The following is a 22,090-nucleotide window of genomic DNA, read 5'->3' on the forward strand; positions in this document are numbered from 1 at the left end:
CAATTTGAGTGTGCGGTTATGAAAAAAATAAAGAAAAAAACACATTTTCAATATGTTAGCTTTAGGGTTCAATATGTTCGCTTTAAGGCTTAATATATCAGCTTTGGAGCTCAATATGTCAGCTTTTCGAGATAGTCTTTTGTACTCTGTTGGGTGGTTAAGGTGCTTTTATGATCCCAAAATAAAAAAATCTCCTTTAAAAAATAAAGTTTATTGCCTTAATTTTATCCTTTTTAGAGGATATTGCAAGCCCGTTTTATAAAAAGGACGTGTTTTTTTTTAAAGACGCGCTATATGGTGAAATCATGAATATTGATGGTTGGCGTCAAAGACTAAAGACCGCCGTGCAAAAAAGTGGACGGTCAAAAAGATCGATCTCCCTTGCTGCCGGTAAAGGCGCTGGGTATCTGCATTCTATTCTTTCTGAAGGAAAAGAACCAACAATCGAATCCCTCTCGCGAATTTGTCACGAAATTAATATCAGTATGAATTATATTCTTTACGATAAGGGCGCTAGTCCTGAAGATAAAGAATTTATAGAGCTTATTTCAAAACTCTCTCCGCAGGAGAGGCAGGCAATTTTAACTCTTTTGCGGCGACCTGTCGACGAAGCTTCAAAATAAGTTCCTTCTGTGCTTTTGAATCAAGGCGATTCCAGTATTCTATTAAGCGTATATCATTCATTTTATCTCTCCTGTGTGTTTATAATTGCAATTGAGTAAGAACAAATAGAGAACAACAAAAGAACATGAGGGGCGCTGAGAACAATAAATTTTTGTTGACATATGTCATTGGAGCCCCGCAAAGATTTAAAATATATCTTTTATGAAGGATAAAATGATTGACATCTCTCCTATAGAGGATATAAGACTAACGCTATATTTGGCCTTGTCAAGACAAAGCTAGGTTTTATTAACGATCTAAAGGGGGAAAATTATGAAAAATATTCCATTCATTAAAGAGGATGAAATCATTATCATTCTCTGCGAAGATGAAAAGCCTGATACCTATGAAGGACCCATCGATGAAATTGAAGAAGTACTCGATCTGATTGCAGAATCTGAAACCGTTTATAAAGTTTTACGACTTGATCTGACAACAAATCATTCTGAAGATGTGAGCGAACAAATCGCGGATTTTTATACCGAAAATTACGAGATCAGTGAAGATAATACACAATTGCAGCCGTTCATTTTGAATAGTGAAGCCTATCATGTGTGTTTATATGAAAGGGCCGCGCGTGATTATGAAGATCATCTTTATGGCTCTTATGAAAAACAGCATCGTTTACGTCCCTGTGATGTCTTGGCCGATTATTGGTGGTAATCATGCCAAGTTATCTTAAGACTTCTTATCGAGGCATTCCACTTTATTATGCTGGAAATATTCGCAATTTAATCAAACTCGAGCCCCAAAAACAAAACGCTGTCTTTTTTATATCGCAAGAGGCGGCGGAGGATATGGCAAAAAACTTGGAGGAAGAATATTGCTGCTATGATTTTTCCGTCGTCCAATAGGAGACGGACAAGAACAGAATGAAAAAAAGCGCCCCCCATGATCGATAATATTGACGGATAGGTTGATGAACGCGTTGACGGAATAAGTTGACGGGAGACGTTGCGCAAACAAGGTAAGAGAGACGTTGAGGATTCAAGTGTTTTTTTGCATTGAGGCAACAATGATGCTTGTTTGTGCTTTCGTTCATTGGGGGCAGCTGTTTTGCAGAGGGTGTTTCGTGGGGGCGTTTTTGAAGCCGGGGAAGCCGATAGGAAAAAGGGGGGCAGGCGTGAGAGCGGCACATTAGGGGGAAGAGAGATCAGAATGTACAAGCAGCGAGGAAGTCCAATGGGAGAAGGCTGCTTAGTGTGATCAGCAAAGTTTCTGCGGGCAGTAAAGTGTAATGAAGTATGAAGAGAGGAAAAGCCAGACAGTATTGAATGGGGGGATATCAAAAGGTCAGTTCAGAGAGGGCAAGGGGATGGTGAAGGGGAGCTTAGGGTAACAAATATGCAGGGAAAATGGCGGGTGGTTTTGGAGAACATGAAGAGCATGCTTTTATAAGGCAACGTCTTGATTTATCAAAGATATTCATTTTTTTGCATGTTATTTTGCGTGTTAAATGAGAATCCCGACTATCGTTTTCTCACCACAAACGCTCTCCTATTGAAGTCATCAACATTGTGTTTTTTGCACACTACCCGTAGGGTTGGTATGGGAATAAACAGACAACAAGAAAACGCTGTCTTTTTTATATCGCAAGAGGCGGCGGAGGATATGGCAAAAAACTTGGAGGAGGAATATTGCTGCTATGATTTTTCTGTTGTCCAATAGGAGGTGGACAAGAGCAGAATGAAAAAAAGCGCCCCCCATGATCGATAAATTGACGGATAGGTTGATGAACGCGTTGACCGATAAGTTGACGGGAGACGTTGCGCAAACAAGGTGAGAGAAACGTTGAGAGCTTTAAGTGTTTTTTTTGCATTGAGGCAGCAATGATGCTTGTTTGTGCTTTCGTTCATTGGGGGCACTGTTTTGCAGGGGTGCCGTGTTGCAGAGGGTGTTTCGTGGGGGCGTTTTTGAAGCTGGGGGATCTGATAGGAAAAAGGGGGGCAGGCGTGAGAGTGGCACATTAGGGGAAAGGAGGGCATGAAGAGCATGTTTTTATAAGGCACCGTCTTGATTTATCAAAAATATTCATTTTTTGCGTGTTATTTTGTGTGTTAAATGAGAATCCCGACTATCGTTTTCTCACCACAAACGCTTTCCTATTGAAGTCATCAACATTGTGTTTTTTGCACACTACCCGTAGGGTTGGTATGGGAATAAACAGACAACAAGAAAACGCTGTCTTTTTTATATCGCAAGAGGCGGCGGAGGATATGGCAAAAAACTTGGAGGAAGAATATTGCTGCTATGATTTTTCTGTTGTCCAATAGGAGGTGGACAAGAGCAGAATGAAAAAAAGCGCCCCCCATGATCGATAAATTGACGGATAGGTTGATGAACGCGTTGACGGAATAAGTTGACGGGAGATGTTGCGCAAACAAGGTAAGAGAGACGTTGAGGATTCAAGTGTTTTTTTGCATTGAGGCGACAATGATGCTTGTTTGTGCTTTCGTTCATTGGGGGCAGCTGTTTTGCAGGGGCACTGTTTTGCAGAGGGTGTTTCGTGGGGGCGTTTTTGAAGCCGGGGAAGCCGATAGGAAAAAAGGGGGTACGGCACATTAGGGGGAAAAGGTTAGATGTTGGTTGATTTTTGAGAGATAGGCAAGGAGGAAAGATGGCGAGAAAATCTTGCAGTGATACGCCTCTGCGGGCAGTAAAGTGCCATGAAGTGTGAAGAGAGGAAAAGCCAGACGGGGGGGATATCAAAAGGTCAGTTCAAAGGGGGCAAGAGCGGTTAGGAGGGCGTGCAAGTTAGGAGGGCGTGCAAGGAAAAAGGGAGGTGGGGCTGTAAGATAGGGGGAAGAGAGATCAGAATGTACAAGCAGCGAGGAAGTCCAATGGGAGAAGGCTGCTTAGTGTGATCAGCAAAGTTTCTGCGGGCAGTAAAGTGCCATGAAGTATGAAGAGGGGAAAAGCCAGACGGGGGGATATCAAAAGGTCAGTTCAAAGGGGGCAAGTGGAGGGGGCAGAAGCCTAGCGTAACAAGCGTTGCTTTAAGAAAATAGCAGGTGGTGTTTGAAGGGGTAAAGCCCGTGGGGGATAAGGGACGTATTTTGGGAGGTAAGATATCGGGGAAGTAAGGAAGGCGCGCGCGGTTCTGGATGTTTTTATCTTGGCTTTGTTTGGAGGCAATGAGCTCTCCCTATGAGAGATAAATTGACGGATAAGTTGATGAACGCGTTGACGAATACGTTGAGGGAGATGTTGGCAAGCAAGGTGAGAGAGACGTTAAGGATTCAAGTGTTTTTTTTGCATTGGGGCAACAATGATGCTTGTTTGTGCTTTCGTTCATTGGGGGCGCTGTTTTTGAGAGGGCATTTTTGAGGGCCAGCGAAAGACGAGAGGCAAGGAAGCACTTTGGGGAAAGATATCGCGGACGTGAGAAAAGAGAAGGGAAGAGAAAACAGTGTGGGAGGCGTTTCACAGAGGTTTGAGGGGCTTGGGGGGGAGGATGCCTCTGTTGTGTTTTCAGCTGGGGTGTGGCTCGTTTAGGGAAATACATAAAGTGTGAATACGCAAAGTGTGATGTTTTAAAGAGGATATATAGCACCAGATCAAAGGGGGGAAAATACCATGCCAATCATTATCGATTGTATTCAAGGAACAGAGGAATGGCAAAAAGCGCGCAATGGTTTAATTACGGCTTCTTTGTTTGAAATGGTCATGGCACAAAAAAAACAAGGGCAAAAAACAGCACGATATCATAGTGTGATGATGAAATTGGCAGGAGAAAGAATTACTGGAAAAACCGTTGAGGAAGGGACAACAGTGTCGATGCGACGGGGAACAGAATTAGAACCAAGCGCGCGACAGCTTTATGGCAAACTGACAGAAACAGAACCGGAATGTATTGGCTTTGTTTTGGCCGATGATCGTAGAAAAGGATTTTCCCCCGATGCTTTTGTGGGAAAAAATGGATTGTTGGAAATTAAAACAAAAAAACCAGAAATTTTAATTCCGCATTTTATGGAAAAGCGTTTTCCAGCAGAACATAAAGCACAATGTCAAGGAGGGTTATGGATTTCGCAACGCGAATGGGTGGATTTAATGCTCTATTGGCCGGATATGCCCCCTTTGATTAAACGGGCTTATCGTGATGAAGCCTATATCAGCAAGCTTGAAAATGAAATTAACCGTTTTAATGAGGCTTTGGAGAAAATGGTCCAGCACATTCAGTGTTTTGAGACAGGCTTTGGCATAAGAACAGACCGTAGGATAAAAACAGACAGGACGTTAAAGGAGGGGGAAGGCAGAGCGTTGCAGAAAAAGCCTCTGGAAGGCAAAACAAGACTGCGGCGAGGAAGAAGGGGATCTGTCCAGTGGAGAAAAATTTTATAATAAGGGCATATAAGAAGGCAAAAGCAGAAAAATAGGTGAATTTTGCAGAGGATAAGACGCTTGGAATGACACGTATTGCTTTAAGAAAATGGTGGGTGGTTTTGGAGGCACGTGGGGGGAAGAAAATGGCGGGGTGATGTAAGCACGTGGGGAGATGAAGAAGCATTTTGAAGGCAAGATATTGGAACAAACTAGTTTGGAACAAGCGAGCTTGGAACACGCTAGCTTGGAACAAGATAACTTGGAATAAAGTCGCTTGGAATAAGGCAGTAATGGGGGGAAATTCAGTTGCGAGAAGAGAGAGGCATGCGGTTTTGGCTGTTTTTGTGGAGGCTTTGTTTGTGGGGCAATGCCCCCCCCATCACTCCCCTATGCCACGCATTGACGGACAAATTGACAGATAAATTGACAGATAGATTGAGGGACGCGTTGACGGGATAGGTTGAGGGAGATGTTGGCAAATAAGGTGGTGGAGGGCTTTAAGTGTTTTTTCACGAAGGATCAAGAAGGGGGGGATGCTTTGGTTCATTGGGAGGGCGTTGCGGCGCTGTTTTTTTATGTGTGTGGGCTCTCTTGTGGGGGGTGGGGGCGTTTTTACTGATAGAAAGGGAGCCGATAGGGAGAAAGGGAGCTAAAGGGGTGAGAGCGGCACGTTAGGGGGAAAGGGGGAGCATGTTTTGAAGAATTGGGGTGCGGTTAGCAGGGGGCGAGGATGATGAGGAAGACGTTCAAGTTAGGAGGGCTTGCAAGGAAAAAGAGAGATAGGGGCTGTAAAATAAGGGGAACAAAGACAAAGGGGGATATGATTATAGCGACAGTGCGGCTTGATACCAAGTGGAGGAGGGGGCCCATATAAAAAAGGGGGAGATGAGAGAGGAGAGGGAGATGAGAGAGGGACTTGTTTTTTTGTGGTGCAGCAGTTTCAAAAGCTGTTTGCAGAGCGTTTGGGGATTAAGCGTGTCATTGATGCGTATTGATTTTGAAGCCGATCATTGAGTTTAAAGCTGTTGAAAGCGCATATTTAAAGGAGGGAGGGGGTTAAAGGATGGAGGATTTTGATAAGAGCGAATAGAGTTTTAAGAGAAAAAGATTGAGACTTGGTGTGTCTTTTAGGGCGTGGTTTGCGCTTGTGGCATAGTATGGAATGGGGGGAGAGAGGATTGGGGAAAGAGGTTGAAGTGTAGGCCTTTATTTATTTCGTGGGGTGAAAAGTTTGGTCCTTTGAGGATTGTTTAAGAAGGGGGTGGTTTGGAAGTTGTCTCCTTTCGTTTTTTTTTAAGATGAGGGAGTGTTCGGTTGTGGTTTGGATGTTCTATTTGTTATTTTCTGTAAAAATGTAAAAACGTGAAAGTAAGGGAAAGTTTTTGAGTGTGGAAGATTTTATGCTTTGTTTATGCGTTGTGTGTGTTTTTTAGGGCGTGGTTTGCGCTTGTGGCATGGTATGGAATGAGGGGAGAGAGGTTTGGAGGGATAAGAGCTTATCGGGATAAGAAGAGCTAGGAGGCGAAAGAAGCATAAAATGGTGCTGCGAGAGAGGATTGAACTCTCGACCTCTCCCTTACCAAGGGAGTGCTCTACCACTGAGCTACCGCAGCCGTTTTCAATCGTTGCGCTGTCTTGTGCCATATTGTTAGAAAATAGGCAAGAGAACATTTGTATATTCTTGCAAGAAAACGTATCTTATGTCATGACATAAACGTTTTTATACTCTTACATATTTAAAGTCGTGAGTTGCTTGGATAGAAGCTCAACACTGATCAAAAGGTTGCGCAATGATACAAATAAAACAAAAGCATGATGAAGTGAATCATCAAGAGGAAAAAGAAAAACGACGCCAGGAAAGATTGGCACAACAATTGCGACAAAACTTAAAACGTCGAAAAGAGCAAAGTCGAAAAAGAGCACAAACAGAGCTCTAAAATGCAAAAAAAAAGTTTTTTTAACGGCTCTTTGCAACCAAATGTCTCAGTCATTTGTTCTCATAAATAAGAATGCGTTTAAAAAATGCTTAGCATGAAGTTTTTCAAAGGAAAAAAACTTTGGAAGAGATGCGCGAGGAAAAAGAGGGAAAATACAATGGATTCTATTCGAATTGTTGGTGGGGAAAAACTGAAAGGGACAATTCCGATCTCTGGGGCAAAAAATGCTGCATTGCCTCTTATGATTGCGGCGCTTTTGACAGAAGAAACGCTCACGCTTGAGAATATTCCTCATCTTGCTGATGTTGAATTGCTTATTCGTATTCTCAACAATCATGGTGTTGGATATGCCGTTGATGGACAAGAGTTTGATGACGAGGGTGTGAATGCCAGAACAATCCATTTTACGGCGCAGAAAATAGCCACAACGCGTGCCCCTTATGAATTGGTGAAAAAAATGCGCGCAAGCTTTTGGGTTATCGGACCCTTGCTGGCACGATGCTTAGAGGCTTATGTTTCGCTTCCTGGAGGATGCGCTATTGGAACAAGACCCGTTGATTTTATTTTGGAAGGATTGAAAGCTTTAGGGGCTCATATAGCCATTGAGAGTGGGTATGTTCATGCCAAAGCCCCAAAGGGACTAAAAGGGGCCCATTACCGTTTTCCTAAAGTCACGGTTGGGGGGACCCATGTCTTGTTAATGGCCGCAACAATGGCTAAAGGAACGACCGTTCTTGAGAATGCGGCGTGTGAACCAGAAGTAACAAATCTTATTCGCACCTTGAATGCGATGGGCGCTCAAATAACCGGTGAAGGCACAACAACGCTGACCATTGAAGGGGTGAAAAAACTCAAAGGAACAAGAATACGAGTCATTGCCGATCGAATTGAAGCGGGAACCTATGCAATGGCTGTGGCGATGGCGGGGGGAGATGTTTTTCTTAAAAATGCCAACCCTAATCATCTGACAACTGTGTTGAAGGTTTTGCAAAAAACAGGACTTGAGATTCAAATAGAACCGCAAGGAATTCACGTGAAGCGCAATCCCAAAAACACAAAAATTATGCCCGTTGATATTAAAACCGGCCCTTATCCTGCTTTTCCAACCGATCTGCAAGCACAGTTTATGGCGCTGATGACACGCTCTGAAGGCGTTTCACATATTACAGAGACGATTTTCGAAAATCGTTTTATGCACGTTCAAGAGCTTAATCGTCTAGGGGCTGAGATAAAGCTCGATGGACAAACAGCAACCGTCTATGGAACAGAAAAGTTACAAGGCGCTCCTGTAATGGCAACCGATTTGCGTGCTTCGGTTTCGCTGGTGATTGCGGCCTTGGCAGCCAAGGGTGAAACAATCGTTAATCGTGTTTATCACCTTGATCGGGGCTTTGAGAGGTTGGAAGAAAAATTATCCCGTTGTGGTGCGAAAATTCAACGGATATCTGTGTGAAAACGCATCAAGAATGTAAAACTTATGAAGAGCATGGTTTTTCTTTAGAGCTTTGATTATCTCGCTCTTGCGTTTTTTAAGATCATGTGCGTCATTTATGGCACTTTATAATGGGGGGTGATGGGGGCTTGCTAGCGTTTTCCTAAAGTCACGGTCAGGGGGGCCAATGACACGGGGTTGAAGGCACCCACGCATGATTGTGGAGATGATTTTCGACAATTGTTTTATGCACGTTTTAAGAGCTTAATCGTTTTGGGGCTTGAGATAAAGCGCGATGGACAAACGGTAACGCATCTCATGGCAATGAAAGCAGTGTTTTTATCTATCAGAAATCAAGCACAAAATTGCCTTTTGTTGTTTTGGTTTAAGCTCTCTGAAATTTTTTAAAAGGATGTGTTCTTCTTGGTTTGAGATCCTTTCATCATAGGGGCTTAAGATATTTTCTTTTGTAGCAATATCTTTTGTTAAAAGATCCGCATAAAAAAAGCTTGTCGGAACTTGTAGTTTTTGAGCAATTTCCAGTAACCGCCCCGCACCAACACGATTGATGCCCTTTTCATATTTTTGGATTTGCTGGAAACTCACACCTAAAAAGCTTCCTAATTCTTTTTGAGAAAGCCCCATGGCAATGCGTCTAAAACGAATTCTTTTACCAATTGAAATATCGTTGGAATGTGGATTTTTAGTTTGCACTTTGCTCCCCCTACCGGTTGCGAGCGCCCTCGCAGAAGTATTCCGGGAGTCTGAAAACACTGAGTTTGGATCAGTTTTTTTGCTTTTAGTGCGTAAAACACACCTGGACATGGCAAAAACTCCCGGAACTCCGGGATACCCACAAAAGTGGATTAATTTTATGTACCAAACTTTAGGGTTTTCAGTTCCCTCTTGATCGCTGCGTATACGACCAAAGTTACAGTGTTCATTCATAAAGTAATTTCGAGAGATTGGCAATAAAATTTAAAGCAGGGTTTATTTTTAGGAGAGATCTCTCAAACTCTCCGGTTGCGCGCGTTCCAAAACCATAAGAGAAAAACTGCATTTATTGAGAGGACGCATACCCCTTAAAATCCCCCCAAAAGAGAAAACTTACAAAATAACCTTAAAGGAAATTCAACGGATATCTGTGTGAAAACGCATCAAGAATGTAAAACTTATGAAGAGCATGGTTTTTCTTTAGAGCTTTGATTATCTCGCTCTTGCGTTTTTTTAAGATCATGTGCGTCATTTATGGTATTTTATGATGGCACTTTATAATGGGGGATGATGATGGGGGGTGATGGGGGCTTGCTACCGTTTTCCTAGAGTCACGGTCGGGGGCGCCGCCCTATGAAACGGGAGTGAAGAAACCCGCGCCTGATTGTGGAGATGATTTTTGACAATTGTTTTATGCATCTTTTAAGAGCTTAATCGTTTCGGGGCTTGAGATAAAGCGCGATGGACAAACGGTAACGCATTTTATGGAGCAGAGAAGTTACAAGGAGCCCCCGTGATGGCAACGGATTGGTGTGGCTTTTTGTTTCTCTGGTGATTGCGGCTCTCTTTGTCTTGTTACATGATATCTTGTTACAATATCTCGTTATATGGGGGAAGCCAAGGGGGGAAGCCAAAGGGGGCTGCCAAGGGTGAAACAATCGTTAATCGTGTTTATCATCTTGATCGGGGCTTTTGAGAGGTTGGAAGAAATCCATTGTGGTCGCGAAAATTCAACGGATATCTGTGTGAAACTTGTCAAGAGTGTAAAATTTATCAGAGCATGGCTTTATGGGTTTTAAAAATGCCGTACGGTTGTTTGGGGCGTTTGCGTTAAGACATATTTTGAGGGGGCTGGTGTGCTGGGGAGGCGTGTCCTTTGGAGGTAGGAGGAGGGTGATGTGTATTTTTTTTAATGATTTGCTTTTTTGTACTTGATTTTTTTGGGGGGAAAGGAATTCCTTTCAAGGGGCAGGCATCAGGCATCAGGCATCAGGCATCAGGCATCAGGCATCAGGCATCAGGCATCAGGCATCAGGCATCAGGCATCAGGCATCAGGCATCAGGCATCAGGCATCAGGCATCAGGCATCAGGCATCAGGCATCAGGCATCAGGCATCAGGCATCAGGCATCAGGCATCAGGCATCAGGCATCAGGCATCAGGCATCAGGCATCAGGCATCAGGCATCAGGCATCAGGCATCAGGCATCAGGCATCAGGCATCAGGCATCAGGCATCAGGCATCAGGCATCAGGCATCAGGCATCAGGCATCAGGCATCAGGCATCAGGCATCAGGCATCAGGCATCAGGCATCAGGCATCAGGCATCAGGCATCAGGCATCAGGCATCAGGCATCAGGCATCAGGCATCAGGCATCAGGCATCAGGCATCAGGCATCAGGCATCAGGCATCAGGCATCAGGCATCAGGCATCAGGCATCAGGCATCAGGCATCAGGCATCAGGCATCAGGCATCAGGCATCAGGCATCAGGCATCAGGCATCAGGCATCAGGCATCAGGCATCAGGCATCAGGCATCAGGCATCAGGCATCAGGCATCAGGCATCAGGCATCATCAGGCATTTTCCAGATATGTTTGGTGGCGAGTCCTAATGGGGGGCTTAAATCTCTGCTTGATAAAGGGGTAGAAGTGAGCCGTTTTCTTTTCATTATTCAATAGAAGGGGGGGAGGGTAAGATTGGCTTTGGGGGTGAGTGTTGTAGAAGGTGGGGGGGGAGGCGAGTCCTTTGAAAGCGTGTGTTTTGAAGGCAAGAGGAGGGGGATGCCTATAGCTGCTTCAATAGTTTGCTTTCTTTGGTGCTTAAGTTTTTGTGGGGAGAGGGCGTGAAAAATCGTCTTGCTGAGTTTGCAAAAGGACAAGGGGCCTGTGGGCATAAAAGGGGGCTTAATAAAAAGGTGCGGGCTTTAAAAGAGGAGAGCGGCTTTAAAAGGGACTGAAGCTTACCAGAAATCTGGAACTTCAGGCTTTAAATGCGGACCAATGCGCACTGCCGAGACTTTTTCTGCTAAGCCTGTGCGATCTGAAATTTCAACGGCAAAACCACAAAGGGTGGCTGGACCATGCGCCGGTTCAAAACGATCTTGCTTCTGTTTATAAAGAAAACGGTGTAACGGCTCTTCTTTATCCATACCAAGAGATGAGTTGTAATCGCCACACATGCCGGCATCTGTTAAATAAGCACTTCCACCTTCTAAAATCTGCGCATCAGCCGTGGGAATATGTGTATGCGTACCAACAAGCACACTGACACGACCATCAAGAAAATGACCCAAACATTGCTTTTCGCTCGTCGTTTCTGCGTGAAAGTCAAAAATAATGGCATCGGCTTGCTCCATCAACGAACAAGCAAGCAGAATATTTTCCGCTGTTTCAAAGGGATCGGCAACTTTATATGGCATAAAAACACTGCCCAAAAGATTGGCGACAAGAACACGTGCACCATTTTTTGCTGTAAAAACACCAGCCCCTCTTCCTGGAGTCTCTTTCGAGAAATTGGCAGGACGTAAAAAACGATCACTCTCATGGGCATATTGTAAGGCTTCTTTTTGAGAAAAAGCATGATTGCCAGTGGTAATAACATCAACCCCAGCCATTAAAAGATCTTGATATGTTTCTTGCTTGAGACCAAAACCATCAGAGGCATTTTCACCATTTACCACAACAAAATCAAGTTGCCATTTCTCAATCAGTTGAGGCAAATGTTCAAAAACGACTTTACAGCCTGTGTTACCAACAATGTCACCCAAAAATAAAAAACGCATAGGCGCTTTAATCACATTTTAGCATTTTAAGAAACCTTTTTCTGTAAAAATTCCTTGAACCTGTAAATCATGTTCAGCCGCTGGAATAGAAGAAACCTCCTGACACGAAAAGCCTATGCCCCATAGCATCATTTGATGTCCTTGTTTTTCAAGCACTTCAATGGCACGGTCATAATATCCCCCTCCATAACCAAGACGGTGACAGTGACGATCAAACGCAGAAAGCGGAACAAGAATATTATTGGGGACAACAGTGGCATTTTCTGCACCGGGTCCAAAAGTGCCAAAACGCATGGGTTCGAGAGTCGTGTTGGGTGAAAAGGAACGAAAAATCATGGTGGTGGAATCAAGCACGGCGGGTAAGGCTAAACGTCCACCGCGTGCTGCTATCGCTTCCATGAGAGGGCGCGGGTCAATTTCCGATTTGATGGGCCAATAGCCTGCTAAATGCAAGCGTGAAAAATCCGTTGCTTTTTTTTCAAAAACTTCCATAAAATGGCGACAAACATGCTGTGAAAAGAGCGCTCGCTCTTCTTTTGAAAGAGCATCACGGCGCGCTAAACCACTCTTGCGCAGTTCGGTGCGGTGGGCTGAAATTGTTTTATCAGATTGCGGCATAGTCTCGTCAATATCGCTTTCCAAATCTGGTGTTTTATAAATAACGGCGTTTTATAAGTGCAGGCATTTTATTAAGCTCTTTTATAAGCTACCGGTATGTTACTCATTGTATCCATGGCTGATCTTTTATCAACTGCTTTTGGGATAAAAGCTGTGCTCATGAAATAAGCCGTGTACCCCCCCTCCATAACCAAGACGGTGACAGTGATGATCAAACGCAGAAAGCAAACAAGAATATTATTGGGGATCAACAGTGGCATTTTCTGCACTTAGATCTGCACTGGGGCCCTAGTCTTGGGGTCTACACTTTGGTTCTATATTGGGGTTCAAAAGTGCCAAAACGCATGGGTTTTAAGAGTCGTGTTGGGTGAAAAAGAACGAAAAATCATGGTGGTGGAATCAAGCACGGCGGGTAAGGCTAAACGTCCACCGCGTGCTGCTATCGCTTCTGTGAAGAGGGCGTGGGTCAATTTCTGATTTGATAGGCCAATAGCCTGCTAAATGCAAGCGTGAAAAATCCGTTGCTTTTTTTTCAAAAACTTCCATAAAATGGCGACAAACATGTTGTGAAAAGAGCGCTCGCTCTTCTCATTAAAGAGCATCTTGAGGCGCTAAACCACTCTTGCGTAGTTCGGTGCGGTGGGCTGAAATTGTTTTATCAGATTGCGGCATAGTCTCGTCAATATCACTTTCCAAATCTGGCGTTTTATAGGTCCCGGCGTTTTATAAGTGCAGGCATTTTATTAAGCTCTTTTATAAGCTACCGGTATTTATCCATTGTATCCATGGCTGATCTTTTATCAACTGCTTTTGGGATAAAAGCTGTGCTTATGAAATAAGTATCAGCTATCTCCATAACCAAGATGCTAACAGTCAAGATGCTGACAGTGATGATCAAACGCAGAAAGTGGAACAAGAATATTATTGGGGATTAACTTTTGGTATTTCTCGACGATTTATGAAAAGGTATCGTTTTCTTGTCCCGTTTTTACCCCCATGCCAACCGTGTTGGTGGTGCGCAAGAAAAATAGATTGAATGGATTCAATTTGGTGAATGCACTATGAGAGGGGTTGTGATGAGAGAATGGATATTTTCATTTAACACGCAAAAAAATGAATATTCCTTATAAATCAATATCTGGAATTGTAGAAGAGGGAGGCTCTTGCAAAAGGAGGCGTTCATGCAAAAGGGCATGATCAACTTTGTTTCTGGAAATTTTGTCTCTGATAAAGCTTTAGAGGGGAAAATTAAGGGAGGGAAAGTTTTAGGAGCGGAAAGTTAGGGGGAAAAATGATGCAAAAAAAGGGTGATCCACAACGGCCGATGGAAAAGGTTGATCCCGGGAACCTATACAAATAGGTGGGCGCCATATGAAAAAGCCCACGGGCCTAATCAGGGACAGCTCCCTTGGAGATCACTAAGGTCTCAGGAATGCGTTATTTTCCTGTCGAGAAGCGCAGAACACCCACCATTAATGTAAAACAATTTCAGACTTTTTACTAGAGAGAAAATAACCGCAATGGCTTATTTCTCATAAAGTTTTTCAAGAAAGTTTTACAACTTCACTGAGGATTGGGGGGGATCCGTTTGTTGGTGATAAGTCTTCTGTTTGATCATGTTGGGTGATTGACTTTTAAAGGGCTTTTTTTATGGATCTTTCTATTTTAAAGGCTTTTCGCTGTGTCTTGTCTTGAGAAAAAGAGAGCTGAGGCGGTCGTGTAAAACGATGGTTGAAGGGCATAAAAATAAAAAATAGATGATGACAGTTTATTAAAGACGCGTGGATTGCTGCTTTTCTCATGAAATATGTTGGGGTGTGTTTTGCAAATTTTTATCTGTGGTGGTCGAAAGAAAAAATGAAGGCAATGCGTGAGGCATTTGTTTGCAAAACAGCATGCCCCAAATGGAATATAGGCATGTTGCCAATGCACGCGCTTGTTTAAAAGAGACATTTCTCAAAGCGCATACCAAGCCTATTTCGCGATGGCGGTTTGTAAATAGTATAACGGTAAATCCACTGATCCCCCCACTTTTATGCTTGTGAAGAAGTGCGCCGGCGCTATCCACACGACTCCAGCCTTTGAGTGTTGAGGACCATCCCTTAGGCTTGTAAGATGATTCATGAAAAGCTATTGTTTTTCTTATATAATTTTTATCTACGGGGCTTCCCCTGCTTATGACATACACGCGACATGGTTTTGATTGATTCAATAGGGAATAAATTGGAAATGAGAGAAGCGACTAAGGGGCTCTTAGCCAAGCTGCAAAACAATGAATGTTCTTTGTAAGCCAATGGCGCGAGACGATAAGGAGGTCGATTGGGGGAAAGTGTTGGGAAGTTTTTTTACATTTGTGGAGTGTAATCTAATGCTTTTTCATCAGTCTTTAGAGTCCACGTTTTGGGCGCTCTGTTGCTTCCATGGTAATGTCAGGTTCAAAAAAAGCACTTTAATTGCGCAGCTCAAGTTCAAGAGCGTGTTTGAGATCAAGCATGGCAAGTTTGAAATCACTGAGTTGCATGTGAAACCAAGTTCGTTTTACTCAAGCTTGCCAATAGGGGTAAAATGTTTTGTTTCTGGGTTTAAAGCGCTTGGGGGATTGTTCGTCAATCCTCAATGTGCTTTTGAAGCTTTTACATTTTTGGAGTGTAATCTAATGCTTTCTCATCAGTCTTAAGATCCACGTTTTGGGTGCTCTGTTGCTTCCATGGTAATATCAAGTTCAAAAAAAGCACTGTAATTGTGCGGCTCAAGTTCAAGAGCATGTTTGAGATCAAGCATGGCAAGTTTGAAATCACTGAGTTGAATGTGAATCCAAGCTCGTTTTACTCAAGCTTGCACATAGGGGTAAAATGTTTTGTTTCTGGGTTTAAAGCGCTTGGGGGGGATTGTTCGTCAATCCTCAATGCGGCTTTTGAAGCTTTTGCATTTGTGGAGTGTAATCTAATGCCTTCTCATCAGTCTTAAGATCCACGTTTTGGGCGCTCTGTTGCTTCCATGGTAATGTCAGGTTCAAAAAAAGCACTGTAATTGCGCGGCTCAAGCTCCAGAGCATGTTTGAGATCAAGCATGGCAAGTTTGAAATCACTGAGTTGAATGTGAAACCAAGCTCGTTTTATTCAAGCTTGCCAATAGGGGTACAATGTTTTGTTTCTGGGTTTAAAGCGCTTGGGGTGTTTGTTCGTCTAACAGATCCTCAATGTGCTTTTGAAGCTTTTGCATTTGTGGATAGTAATCTAATGCCTTCTCATAGGCTTTAAGAGCAAGTTTTGGGCGCTCTGTTGCTTCCATGGTAATACCAAGTTCAAAAAAAGCACTGTAATTGCGCGGCTCAAGTTCAAGAGCATGTTTGAGATCAAGCATGGCAAGCTTGAAATCACTGAGTTGAATGTGAATCCAAGCACGTCTTACCCAAGCTTCAGCGTATGTTGGTAAAAGAGCAAGAGCATTATCAATATAATCAAGCGCAAGTCCGTAATCATCACTGCTGATCGCATTTTCAGCCCATGACATTAAAAGATCAATCGTTTCACTCCCCGATTGAGACCATAAAAGTTGAAGTTGTTGATTGATCTTTTTTGCTTTCGCAACATCAGCACAATATTTTAATTCTTTGAGTAAACGTGAAATTTCTGCCTCTTTGTGTTGCTTAATCCTGTCAACGGAGGAAAGCTGCTCTGAGTCAAAATCTTCAAGAATAATCGCAGATGAATCAGAATCATAAGGCGTGGAGGATGAGGGAGGAGAATTGGGAATCAGATCATCTAACGGTAAAAGCGATTGTGGAGAAGGTCGATCTTGTGGAAGTGAAGGGGGATTTTGTCCATAGCTAAAAGACATGAAACAAAAAATACTCAAAAGAGAAAGAAAAAAAGCGCGCTGAAAAATGCAAAAAAAACGCACTTTAAAAAATCGAAAAGCCTTTAAAAAAAATCGAAAAGCCTTTGAAATAGAAAGATCCATAAAAACAAGCCCTTAAAAGATAAATCACCAAACATTATCAAACAATAGACTCGTAATCAAATAGTGGATTTGCAACCAACAGACTTATACCACCCAAGTATCCCCCAAGAGATTTAAAAAAACTTTAAACCAGATTTAAAAAAACTTTAAACCTCTCAATTTTTAAGCCTACAAAAAGTAGGCATAAAAATATCTGAAAGAATTAACCTTGACGTGCTCTAAAACGGGGATTGGTTTTATTAAGAATATAAATACGACCCTTACGACGCACCAAACGGTTGTTACGATGACGTTCCTTGAGTGCTTTAAGCGAATTTTTAATTTTCATTCTATTCACCGTTTAAACAGTTTACATAACACAACATTATAACACAATAATTGCAAACGATAACATTATGCTGCAACCCCAATACGATAACACCGTATACATAAACATTGCATTAGGCGATTATCATTGCATCATAACATTATACAACACACTTTATTCACTGTGACCATAAAAAGAAAAAACGTACCTTTAAGGCACGTATTAGCCCACTTCATTAACACAACGCGTAAGTGAAAATTGCAAAAAAACAGTGCTAACCTAACAAGAAGTCTTATTTTTGTCAAGGGTGTCTTACAAATTTCCTAGGGTATCTTGATGGTTGTTTTGAACGTAAAAAAGCAAAAGCAGGATAAGGGATGAGAACAAACCAAAAGTTTTTCGCCATGAAATAAAGCATTAAACAAATCAATGTTGTTAAGGGAAATGTTGAAGGGAATGAAAGCGGAGGGAAAACCATTGAGTTGCTGGATAGCAGTATAAACGGGTGGTGGGCTTGATCTTTGATGGGAGGCTTTTTTTACGATGGGTTTAACGATGAGAATTTAATGGGGCTGTGAAGAAATATGGAGCTGTTAAGGGATATAGCGTGAGAGAAGCATGGTGCTGTGTCAAGGTGAGGGGAGAGTCGTTGGAGGGGTGGGAGGATGGTTCTACGTTTTTGGGATGCTTTTTGGAAAGAGGGTGGTGTGGTAAGGATGAGGGATACTGCGGTGGGGTGTGGTAAGGATTAGGGGTGGTGTTTGAGAGAGTGAGGGGCACTGCAGCGGAGTGTGGTAAGGAGGAGGGCTGTTGGTAAGGAGGAGGGAAAATTGCTGGGCCGTTGGTTTGTTGAGGGGAGGAGGGCGTTGCTGAGCCATGGGATTTTTAAGTGGTGTGACAAGAATGGTGGGGTGGTCTTTTATAGGGGCATGGAGAAGCAATGTGTGAACAAGGTATGAAAAGGTGTGAAAGTGTGCGTTTGGATCTGTGGGGGTTAAGACTTGCTGGCGGGGCCGGTTAATTGGATAACATGTCCCATTTTGCGGTGGGGGAGAATCGTACTTTTTCCATATAAATGGATCGAAGTGCGCTCTTGGGTAAGGTAATATTTTAAGGTGTTCAAATTGTTCCCAAGAAGATTGGTCATTTGGCAATCGCTATGGCGATAGGGACTGCCTAGGGGAAGGCCACAAATAGCACGGATATGCTGCTCAAATTGTGAAGTAATGCATGCCTTTTGTGTCCAATGACCAGAATTATGCACACGCGGTGCTAATTCATTCACTAAAAGACGACCATCCGTTAAAACAAAAAATTCAATGCAAAGAACACCAACATAATTAAGGGCATTCATCACTGTAACGCTGATTTCTTGAGCGGTTTTTTGCACCTCAAGGGGAATATGGGAGGGAACAAAGGACTTGTGAAGAATCCCGTTTTTATGTTGATTTTCAGGACAGTCATAAAAAATATGCTCTCCTTTTTTTGTGCGGGCCGAGAGAACTGAAATTTCCGATAAAAAAGGAACAATTTCTTCCAAAATACAAGGCTGATCTTGAAAAGTGTTGAAGGCTTCTTCAAGGGTTTGTTCATCAGGGTGATCAAGCTTGATCTGGTTTTTTCCATCATACCCAAAACGACGCGTCTTTAAAAGACCACGGCCACCTAAGGTATCAAGAGCAGAAACAAGCGCAGAAAAATCGTCAACAGCATGCCATAATGCGGTGCTGATTCCTTGATGACGTAAAAATTGTTTCTCAAAAAGTCGATCTTGTGTGATTTCTAAGGCGTTGGAAGCAGGATAAACAGCCTTGCTTTTTTCTACATATTGAATTGTTTGAAGGGAAAGATTTTCAAATTCATAACTGACAACATCACACTGAGCAATAAACTCATCTAGGGCGGCGTGATCATCATAGGCAGCAACAATGTGATTGTTGGCTGTTTGAGCCGCTGGACAATCGGCTTCAGGGCAGAAAATAACAGTTCGAAAACCTAATTCTGCGGCCGCTATGGCGAGCATGCGTGCCAACTGTCCACCACCGATTAAACCAATGACACTGCCAGGAGAAAGCATGTTAGAGGATGCAGACGCGTGAGAGGGTGCAGACGCATTGGATGATATGGGCGCATTGGATGAAGGAGTGGTGTTAGAGAGTGCAGGGGTATCTGATGAAGCGAGGGTATCGGATGGCGTGGTGGCGCTGGAGGGTGTGGGCGTGTGAGAGGGCGTGGGCGTGTGAGAGGGTGCAGACGTGTTGGATGAAGGAGTGGTGCTGGAGGGTGTTGGGGTGTTGGAGGGCGTAGTGTTGCTGTGGGAAGACGGTGCCATTTTAAACCTCCGATACAGGTGTCGATACAGGCGTTTGAGCGACATTGGCTGTTTGTTGTTGACGCCAATCTTCTAACCGTTGAGCGAGATCAGGATCGTAAACGGCCATAACGGCGGCGGCTAAAAGGGCGGCATTAATAGCGCCTGCTTTGCCAATGGCGAGTGTCCCAACCGGTATTCCTGCGGGCATTTGCACGATTGAAAGCAAAGAATCTTGACCAGAGAGAGAATGAGAGTGTACAGGAACACCAAAAACAGGAAGGGGCGTGAGTGCTGCCAGCATACCAGGAAGATGGGCAGCCCCACCAGCACCGGCAATTAAAATTTTAAACCCTGCTGTTTTTGCTTCTTTGGCAAAGTGGTAAAGGCGTTCAGGGGTTCGGTGGGCTGAGACAATATGCGAACTATGAGAAATACCAAGAGTCGTCAAAATATCTGCACTATGGCACATCGTTTGCCAATCTGATTGGCTCCCCATTAAAATCCCGACATCACATGATTTCTTTATCATTTCCTATCCTTTTCAAACGTCATCCTTTTCAAAGGTTCAAGGCGATTCTTTACCATTGTTTTTTTTAAGAGTTTTATACGCTCTTTGCAAAGCTAATTGATGAGAGAGAAACAGTTTTTTTTATAAAATTGAAAGATCAAAATTTAAAAGGTGCAATAACAGCTGAAAAATGATCGTTTTCAAGCGCATGAAAACATCGTTCTTTGAGCTTTTGAGCTTAAAGGGGGGCTGTTATACTGATGGATTGGCATTTACTTTAAGAAAAAGCAAAAAAAATACATACTCAAATACATCGACATTTCTGGCTCAAATACATCTCTGGGATACAAAGGTTTTTTAGAAAATATTTCATTTTTTGTTTGCTAAAATAAGCACTTGCACCATATACTGGGAAAAAATGACGCAATTTGAAACGTTTTTGACAAAAAAAAGAAGCTTTATGTTGAAAATGTGGTATAAATAAGGGTGTTTTTGGGGAATAAGAGAGTGGAAACTCTTTCAATTTTAAAACGCCTTATTTTTATTGTTTAATCAGTGGTGGGGGGAAAAGGCTTTTTCATAACGGCTAAAATAAAAAATAAATTCTGGGATAAAGAAGGCGGATAATCAACGCTTTCGTTCGTTTATTGCGAGGCATTAAAGAGCACACATAGAGCTGTGTATTTCTTCACGTCAATATAATGAAAATAAAAGTGAAGGATGAGATGTGAATAATAAATTGATTGTCTCTTTTTTGCCCAATTTTGTAATATGTTGAACGCTGATGAATTTAAGAAGTTAAGTATTAAACACCGGAATATTTAAGAAACCGGAAATCTTTAAGAAAGGAGATTTAAAAGAAATGTTTTTTCCATTTTTAATCGCTTTAGGCACTGCAATAACGACGGTGTATGGCAAGAAAAATATAAGTTATGCTTTGTGGGTAATTTTGTTTGTTGTCATTCTTCTAACCTTTAATCATCACGCAACTTCTACTTTAAATCTATCTTTTTGAGAGAATAATCATGGAAAATGTCGAACAAAAAAATCCCCATTTCGTCATCTTTATGAATACACTAGGATTGATTGGGTTATCCATTGTCTTGTTGGTGGCTTTTTATTATCAATTGGCAAAGTTTGAGTTACCTTGTCCCCTTTGTTTGCTGCAGCGCGTTGGATTGATTCTGGCAGGATGTGGGTTCTTGCTTAATATTCACCATAAGGTGAAAAATACGCATTATGGTATGGTTATTCTGGGGTGTATGGTAACCAGTGTTATTGCGGCTCGACAGGTATTTTTGCATATTACACCGGATGATTTGGGATATGGTTCAACATTTTTTGGATTGCATTTTTATACTTGGGCCTTCATTATTTCTGTTCTTTGTATCTTTGCTGTGACTTGCCTCATGATTTTAGGCGAATTGGCACACAAGGTTAAAGAATTTTCTCCTTTCCCAATCCTCGGTAAAACGGCAAGTTTCTTATTTGTATTTTTAATTGCGGCAAATTTGATTTCGACCATACTAGAATGTGGTGGCGGACAATGCGCAGATGATCCTGTAAGATATGAATTGTTGTCAAATTGGTTCCCTTCATAGTCTTGAATTTTTTTAATTATCCCTCGTCATAATTTTACTGTTAAAGAGGCGGATATCTCAAGATATCCGCTTCTTTTTTTGGGTATAAACTTTGATTTATAATAATCTCGTGTTATTCAACTTGAACGCAAAAATCAGATAGCGTGAGATTCTCTCATTTCAAATCTTTCCATGTTGAATCAATAAAAATCACTTGCTGGTACGGCACAAGCGGGGTTGGTGCATGGCGTGAAACTGTATAAGAAAAGACCAAAAGTGGTTTTCCATGAATCATCTTACAAGCCTAAGAGATGCCCAAGGAATGGTTCGCAACACTCAAAGGCCGGCTAAAAGTCGTGTGGATAGCGCCGGCTTGTTACGCCATAAGCTTTAAAGTTGGGTCTTCAATGGATTTACCATTATCCTATTGACAGGGGCTGTCACAAAATGGGGCGCGCGTTTTGCGAGATGTCTCTCTTTAAAACAAGCCCGTGAATTGGCAATATATCGATATTCTATTTGGGACATTCTATTTTGCGGGAAGGGCTGAGATCTCATGAAAGACCATGTGAAAAACAAAAGGCAATATCTCTATTATTTACAATATCTCCATTATTCAAAAGACATGGTTCTCGATACTTTAAGTCGTAAAACTGAATTAAAAAAGGAC

The 22,090-nt window shown here is 42.5% G+C and carries 18 protein-coding genes, 1 tRNA gene, 1 other RNA gene and 4 pseudogenes; 9 read left to right on the forward strand and 15 right to left on the reverse strand.

Going from position 1 to position 22,090, the window contains the following annotated elements; all coding sequences use genetic code 11:
- Positions 1 to 305 precede the first annotated feature (305 nt).
- From AC6ER8_RS01800 to AC6ER8_RS01810, 3 genes are all read left to right on the forward strand, one after another.
- Positions 306 to 623 (forward strand): XRE family transcriptional regulator, encoded by a 318-nt coding sequence (locus AC6ER8_RS01800; protein ID WP_497078855.1) that lies wholly within the window; start codon positions 306 to 308, stop codon positions 621 to 623.
- Positions 624 to 936: 313 nt separating this feature from the next.
- Positions 937 to 1,326, forward strand: a complete 390-nt coding sequence (locus AC6ER8_RS01805) for a hypothetical protein (RefSeq protein ID WP_497078857.1) — start codon at positions 937 to 939, stop codon at positions 1,324 to 1,326.
- Positions 1,327 to 1,328: 2 nt separating this feature from the next.
- Positions 1,329 to 1,517 carry a hypothetical protein gene (locus AC6ER8_RS01810; RefSeq protein WP_497078859.1) on the forward strand — a complete coding sequence of 63 codons (189 nt, stop codon included), beginning with the start codon at positions 1,329 to 1,331 and terminating at the stop codon, positions 1,515 to 1,517.
- A 731-nt stretch (positions 1,518 to 2,248) separates the two neighbouring features.
- Here AC6ER8_RS01810 and AC6ER8_RS01815 read toward each other — a convergent pair.
- Together AC6ER8_RS01815 and AC6ER8_RS01820 are read right to left on the reverse strand one after the other, a co-directional pair.
- Positions 2,249 to 2,482: a hypothetical protein gene (locus AC6ER8_RS01815; RefSeq protein WP_497078861.1), complete on the reverse strand. Its 234-nt coding sequence runs from the start codon at positions 2,480 to 2,482 to the stop codon at positions 2,249 to 2,251.
- 371 nt (positions 2,483 to 2,853) lie between these two features.
- A complete protein-coding gene (locus AC6ER8_RS01820) occupies positions 2,854 to 3,123 on the reverse strand; it encodes a hypothetical protein (RefSeq protein WP_497078863.1) in 270 nt (89 codons plus the stop codon).
- 1,116 nt (positions 3,124 to 4,239) lie between these two features.
- Here AC6ER8_RS01820 and AC6ER8_RS01825 point away from each other — a divergent pair.
- Positions 4,240 to 5,004, forward strand: coding sequence for a lambda exonuclease family protein (locus AC6ER8_RS01825; RefSeq protein WP_497078864.1), 765 nt, complete (start codon positions 4,240 to 4,242; stop codon positions 5,002 to 5,004).
- A gap of 1,520 nt (positions 5,005 to 6,524) precedes the next feature.
- Here the strand turns inward: AC6ER8_RS01825 and AC6ER8_RS01830 are convergent.
- A tRNA-Thr gene (locus tag AC6ER8_RS01830) sits at positions 6,525 to 6,599 on the reverse strand.
- Positions 6,600 to 6,776: 177 nt separating this feature from the next.
- Here AC6ER8_RS01830 and AC6ER8_RS01835 point away from each other — a divergent pair.
- Together AC6ER8_RS01835 and murA are read left to right on the forward strand one after the other, a co-directional pair.
- Complete coding sequence (locus AC6ER8_RS01835; RefSeq protein ID WP_497078866.1) at positions 6,777 to 6,923, forward strand: hypothetical protein; 147 nt, start codon at positions 6,777 to 6,779, stop codon at positions 6,921 to 6,923.
- A gap of 157 nt (positions 6,924 to 7,080) precedes the next feature.
- Positions 7,081 to 8,376: a UDP-N-acetylglucosamine 1-carboxyvinyltransferase gene (murA, locus tag AC6ER8_RS01840; RefSeq protein ID WP_497078868.1), complete on the forward strand. Its 1,296-nt coding sequence runs from the start codon at positions 7,081 to 7,083 to the stop codon at positions 8,374 to 8,376.
- 318 nt (positions 8,377 to 8,694) lie between these two features.
- Here the strand turns inward: murA and AC6ER8_RS01845 are convergent, their stop codons facing one another.
- Positions 8,695 to 9,069, reverse strand: coding sequence for a helix-turn-helix domain-containing protein (locus AC6ER8_RS01845; RefSeq protein WP_497078870.1), 375 nt, complete (start codon positions 9,067 to 9,069; stop codon positions 8,695 to 8,697).
- Between the two features lie 1,192 nt (positions 9,070 to 10,261).
- On the opposite strand from AC6ER8_RS01845, the gene AC6ER8_RS01850 reads away from it, so the two are divergent.
- A complete protein-coding gene (locus AC6ER8_RS01850; protein WP_497078872.1) occupies positions 10,262 to 10,960 on the forward strand; it encodes a hypothetical protein in 699 nt (232 codons plus the stop codon).
- 348 nt (positions 10,961 to 11,308) lie between these two features.
- Here AC6ER8_RS01850 and AC6ER8_RS01855 read toward each other — a convergent pair whose 3' ends face one another.
- The 11 genes and pseudogenes from AC6ER8_RS01855 to purE form a co-directional block, all read right to left on the reverse strand.
- The gene (locus AC6ER8_RS01855) at positions 11,309 to 12,130 is read right to left on the reverse strand and encodes a TIGR00282 family metallophosphoesterase (protein ID WP_497078874.1); all 822 of its coding nucleotides are present in this window, start codon (positions 12,128 to 12,130) and stop codon (positions 11,309 to 11,311) included.
- A gap of 18 nt (positions 12,131 to 12,148) precedes the next feature.
- The gene (locus AC6ER8_RS01860) at positions 12,149 to 12,748 is read right to left on the reverse strand and encodes a 5-formyltetrahydrofolate cyclo-ligase (protein WP_497078876.1); all 600 of its coding nucleotides are present in this window, start codon (positions 12,746 to 12,748) and stop codon (positions 12,149 to 12,151) included.
- Between the two features lie 171 nt (positions 12,749 to 12,919).
- Positions 12,920 to 13,336 (reverse strand): annotated as a pseudogene (locus AC6ER8_RS01865) (5-formyltetrahydrofolate cyclo-ligase); the annotation flags it as partial.
- A 717-nt stretch (positions 13,337 to 14,053) separates the two neighbouring features.
- Positions 14,054 to 14,215: non-coding RNA, 6S RNA (ssrS, locus tag AC6ER8_RS01870), on the reverse strand.
- Positions 14,216 to 15,093: 878 nt separating this feature from the next.
- Positions 15,094 to 15,290, reverse strand: a pseudogene (locus AC6ER8_RS01875) (hypothetical protein); the annotation flags it as partial.
- A 91-nt stretch (positions 15,291 to 15,381) separates the two neighbouring features.
- Positions 15,382 to 15,577 (reverse strand): annotated as a pseudogene (locus tag AC6ER8_RS01880) (hypothetical protein); the annotation flags it as partial.
- Positions 15,578 to 15,650: 73 nt separating this feature from the next.
- Positions 15,651 to 15,867, reverse strand: a pseudogene (locus AC6ER8_RS01885) (hypothetical protein); the annotation flags it as partial.
- Between the two features lie 40 nt (positions 15,868 to 15,907).
- Positions 15,908 to 16,711, reverse strand: coding sequence for a tetratricopeptide repeat protein (locus tag AC6ER8_RS01890; protein ID WP_497078878.1), 804 nt, complete (start codon positions 16,709 to 16,711; stop codon positions 15,908 to 15,910).
- 202 nt (positions 16,712 to 16,913) lie between these two features.
- Positions 16,914 to 17,039, reverse strand: a complete 126-nt coding sequence (gene ykgO / locus AC6ER8_RS01895; protein ID WP_013545486.1) for a type B 50S ribosomal protein L36 — start codon at positions 17,037 to 17,039, stop codon at positions 16,914 to 16,916.
- Positions 17,040 to 18,012: 973 nt separating this feature from the next.
- Positions 18,013 to 19,350, reverse strand: a complete 1,338-nt coding sequence (locus AC6ER8_RS01900) for a 5-(carboxyamino)imidazole ribonucleotide synthase (protein ID WP_497078880.1) — start codon at positions 19,348 to 19,350, stop codon at positions 18,013 to 18,015.
- A 1-nt stretch (position 19,351) separates the two neighbouring features.
- Entirely contained in the window at positions 19,352 to 19,861 is a 510-nt protein-coding gene (gene purE, locus AC6ER8_RS01905) for a 5-(carboxyamino)imidazole ribonucleotide mutase (RefSeq protein WP_497078882.1), read from the reverse strand.
- An 841-nt stretch (positions 19,862 to 20,702) separates the two neighbouring features.
- Between purE and AC6ER8_RS01910 the strand changes: the two genes are divergently transcribed.
- Together AC6ER8_RS01910 and AC6ER8_RS01915 are read left to right on the forward strand one after the other, a co-directional pair.
- On the forward strand, positions 20,703 to 20,855 hold the full coding sequence (locus AC6ER8_RS01910; RefSeq protein WP_497078884.1) for a DUF5993 family protein: 153 nt from the start codon (positions 20,703 to 20,705) through the stop codon (positions 20,853 to 20,855).
- A gap of 10 nt (positions 20,856 to 20,865) precedes the next feature.
- Positions 20,866 to 21,441 (forward strand): disulfide bond formation protein B, encoded by a 576-nt coding sequence (locus AC6ER8_RS01915; RefSeq protein ID WP_497078886.1) that lies wholly within the window; start codon positions 20,866 to 20,868, stop codon positions 21,439 to 21,441.
- Positions 21,442 to 22,090: the final 649 nt, after the last annotated feature.

It is taken from the genome of Bartonella sp. SL320 (assembly GCF_059687635.1).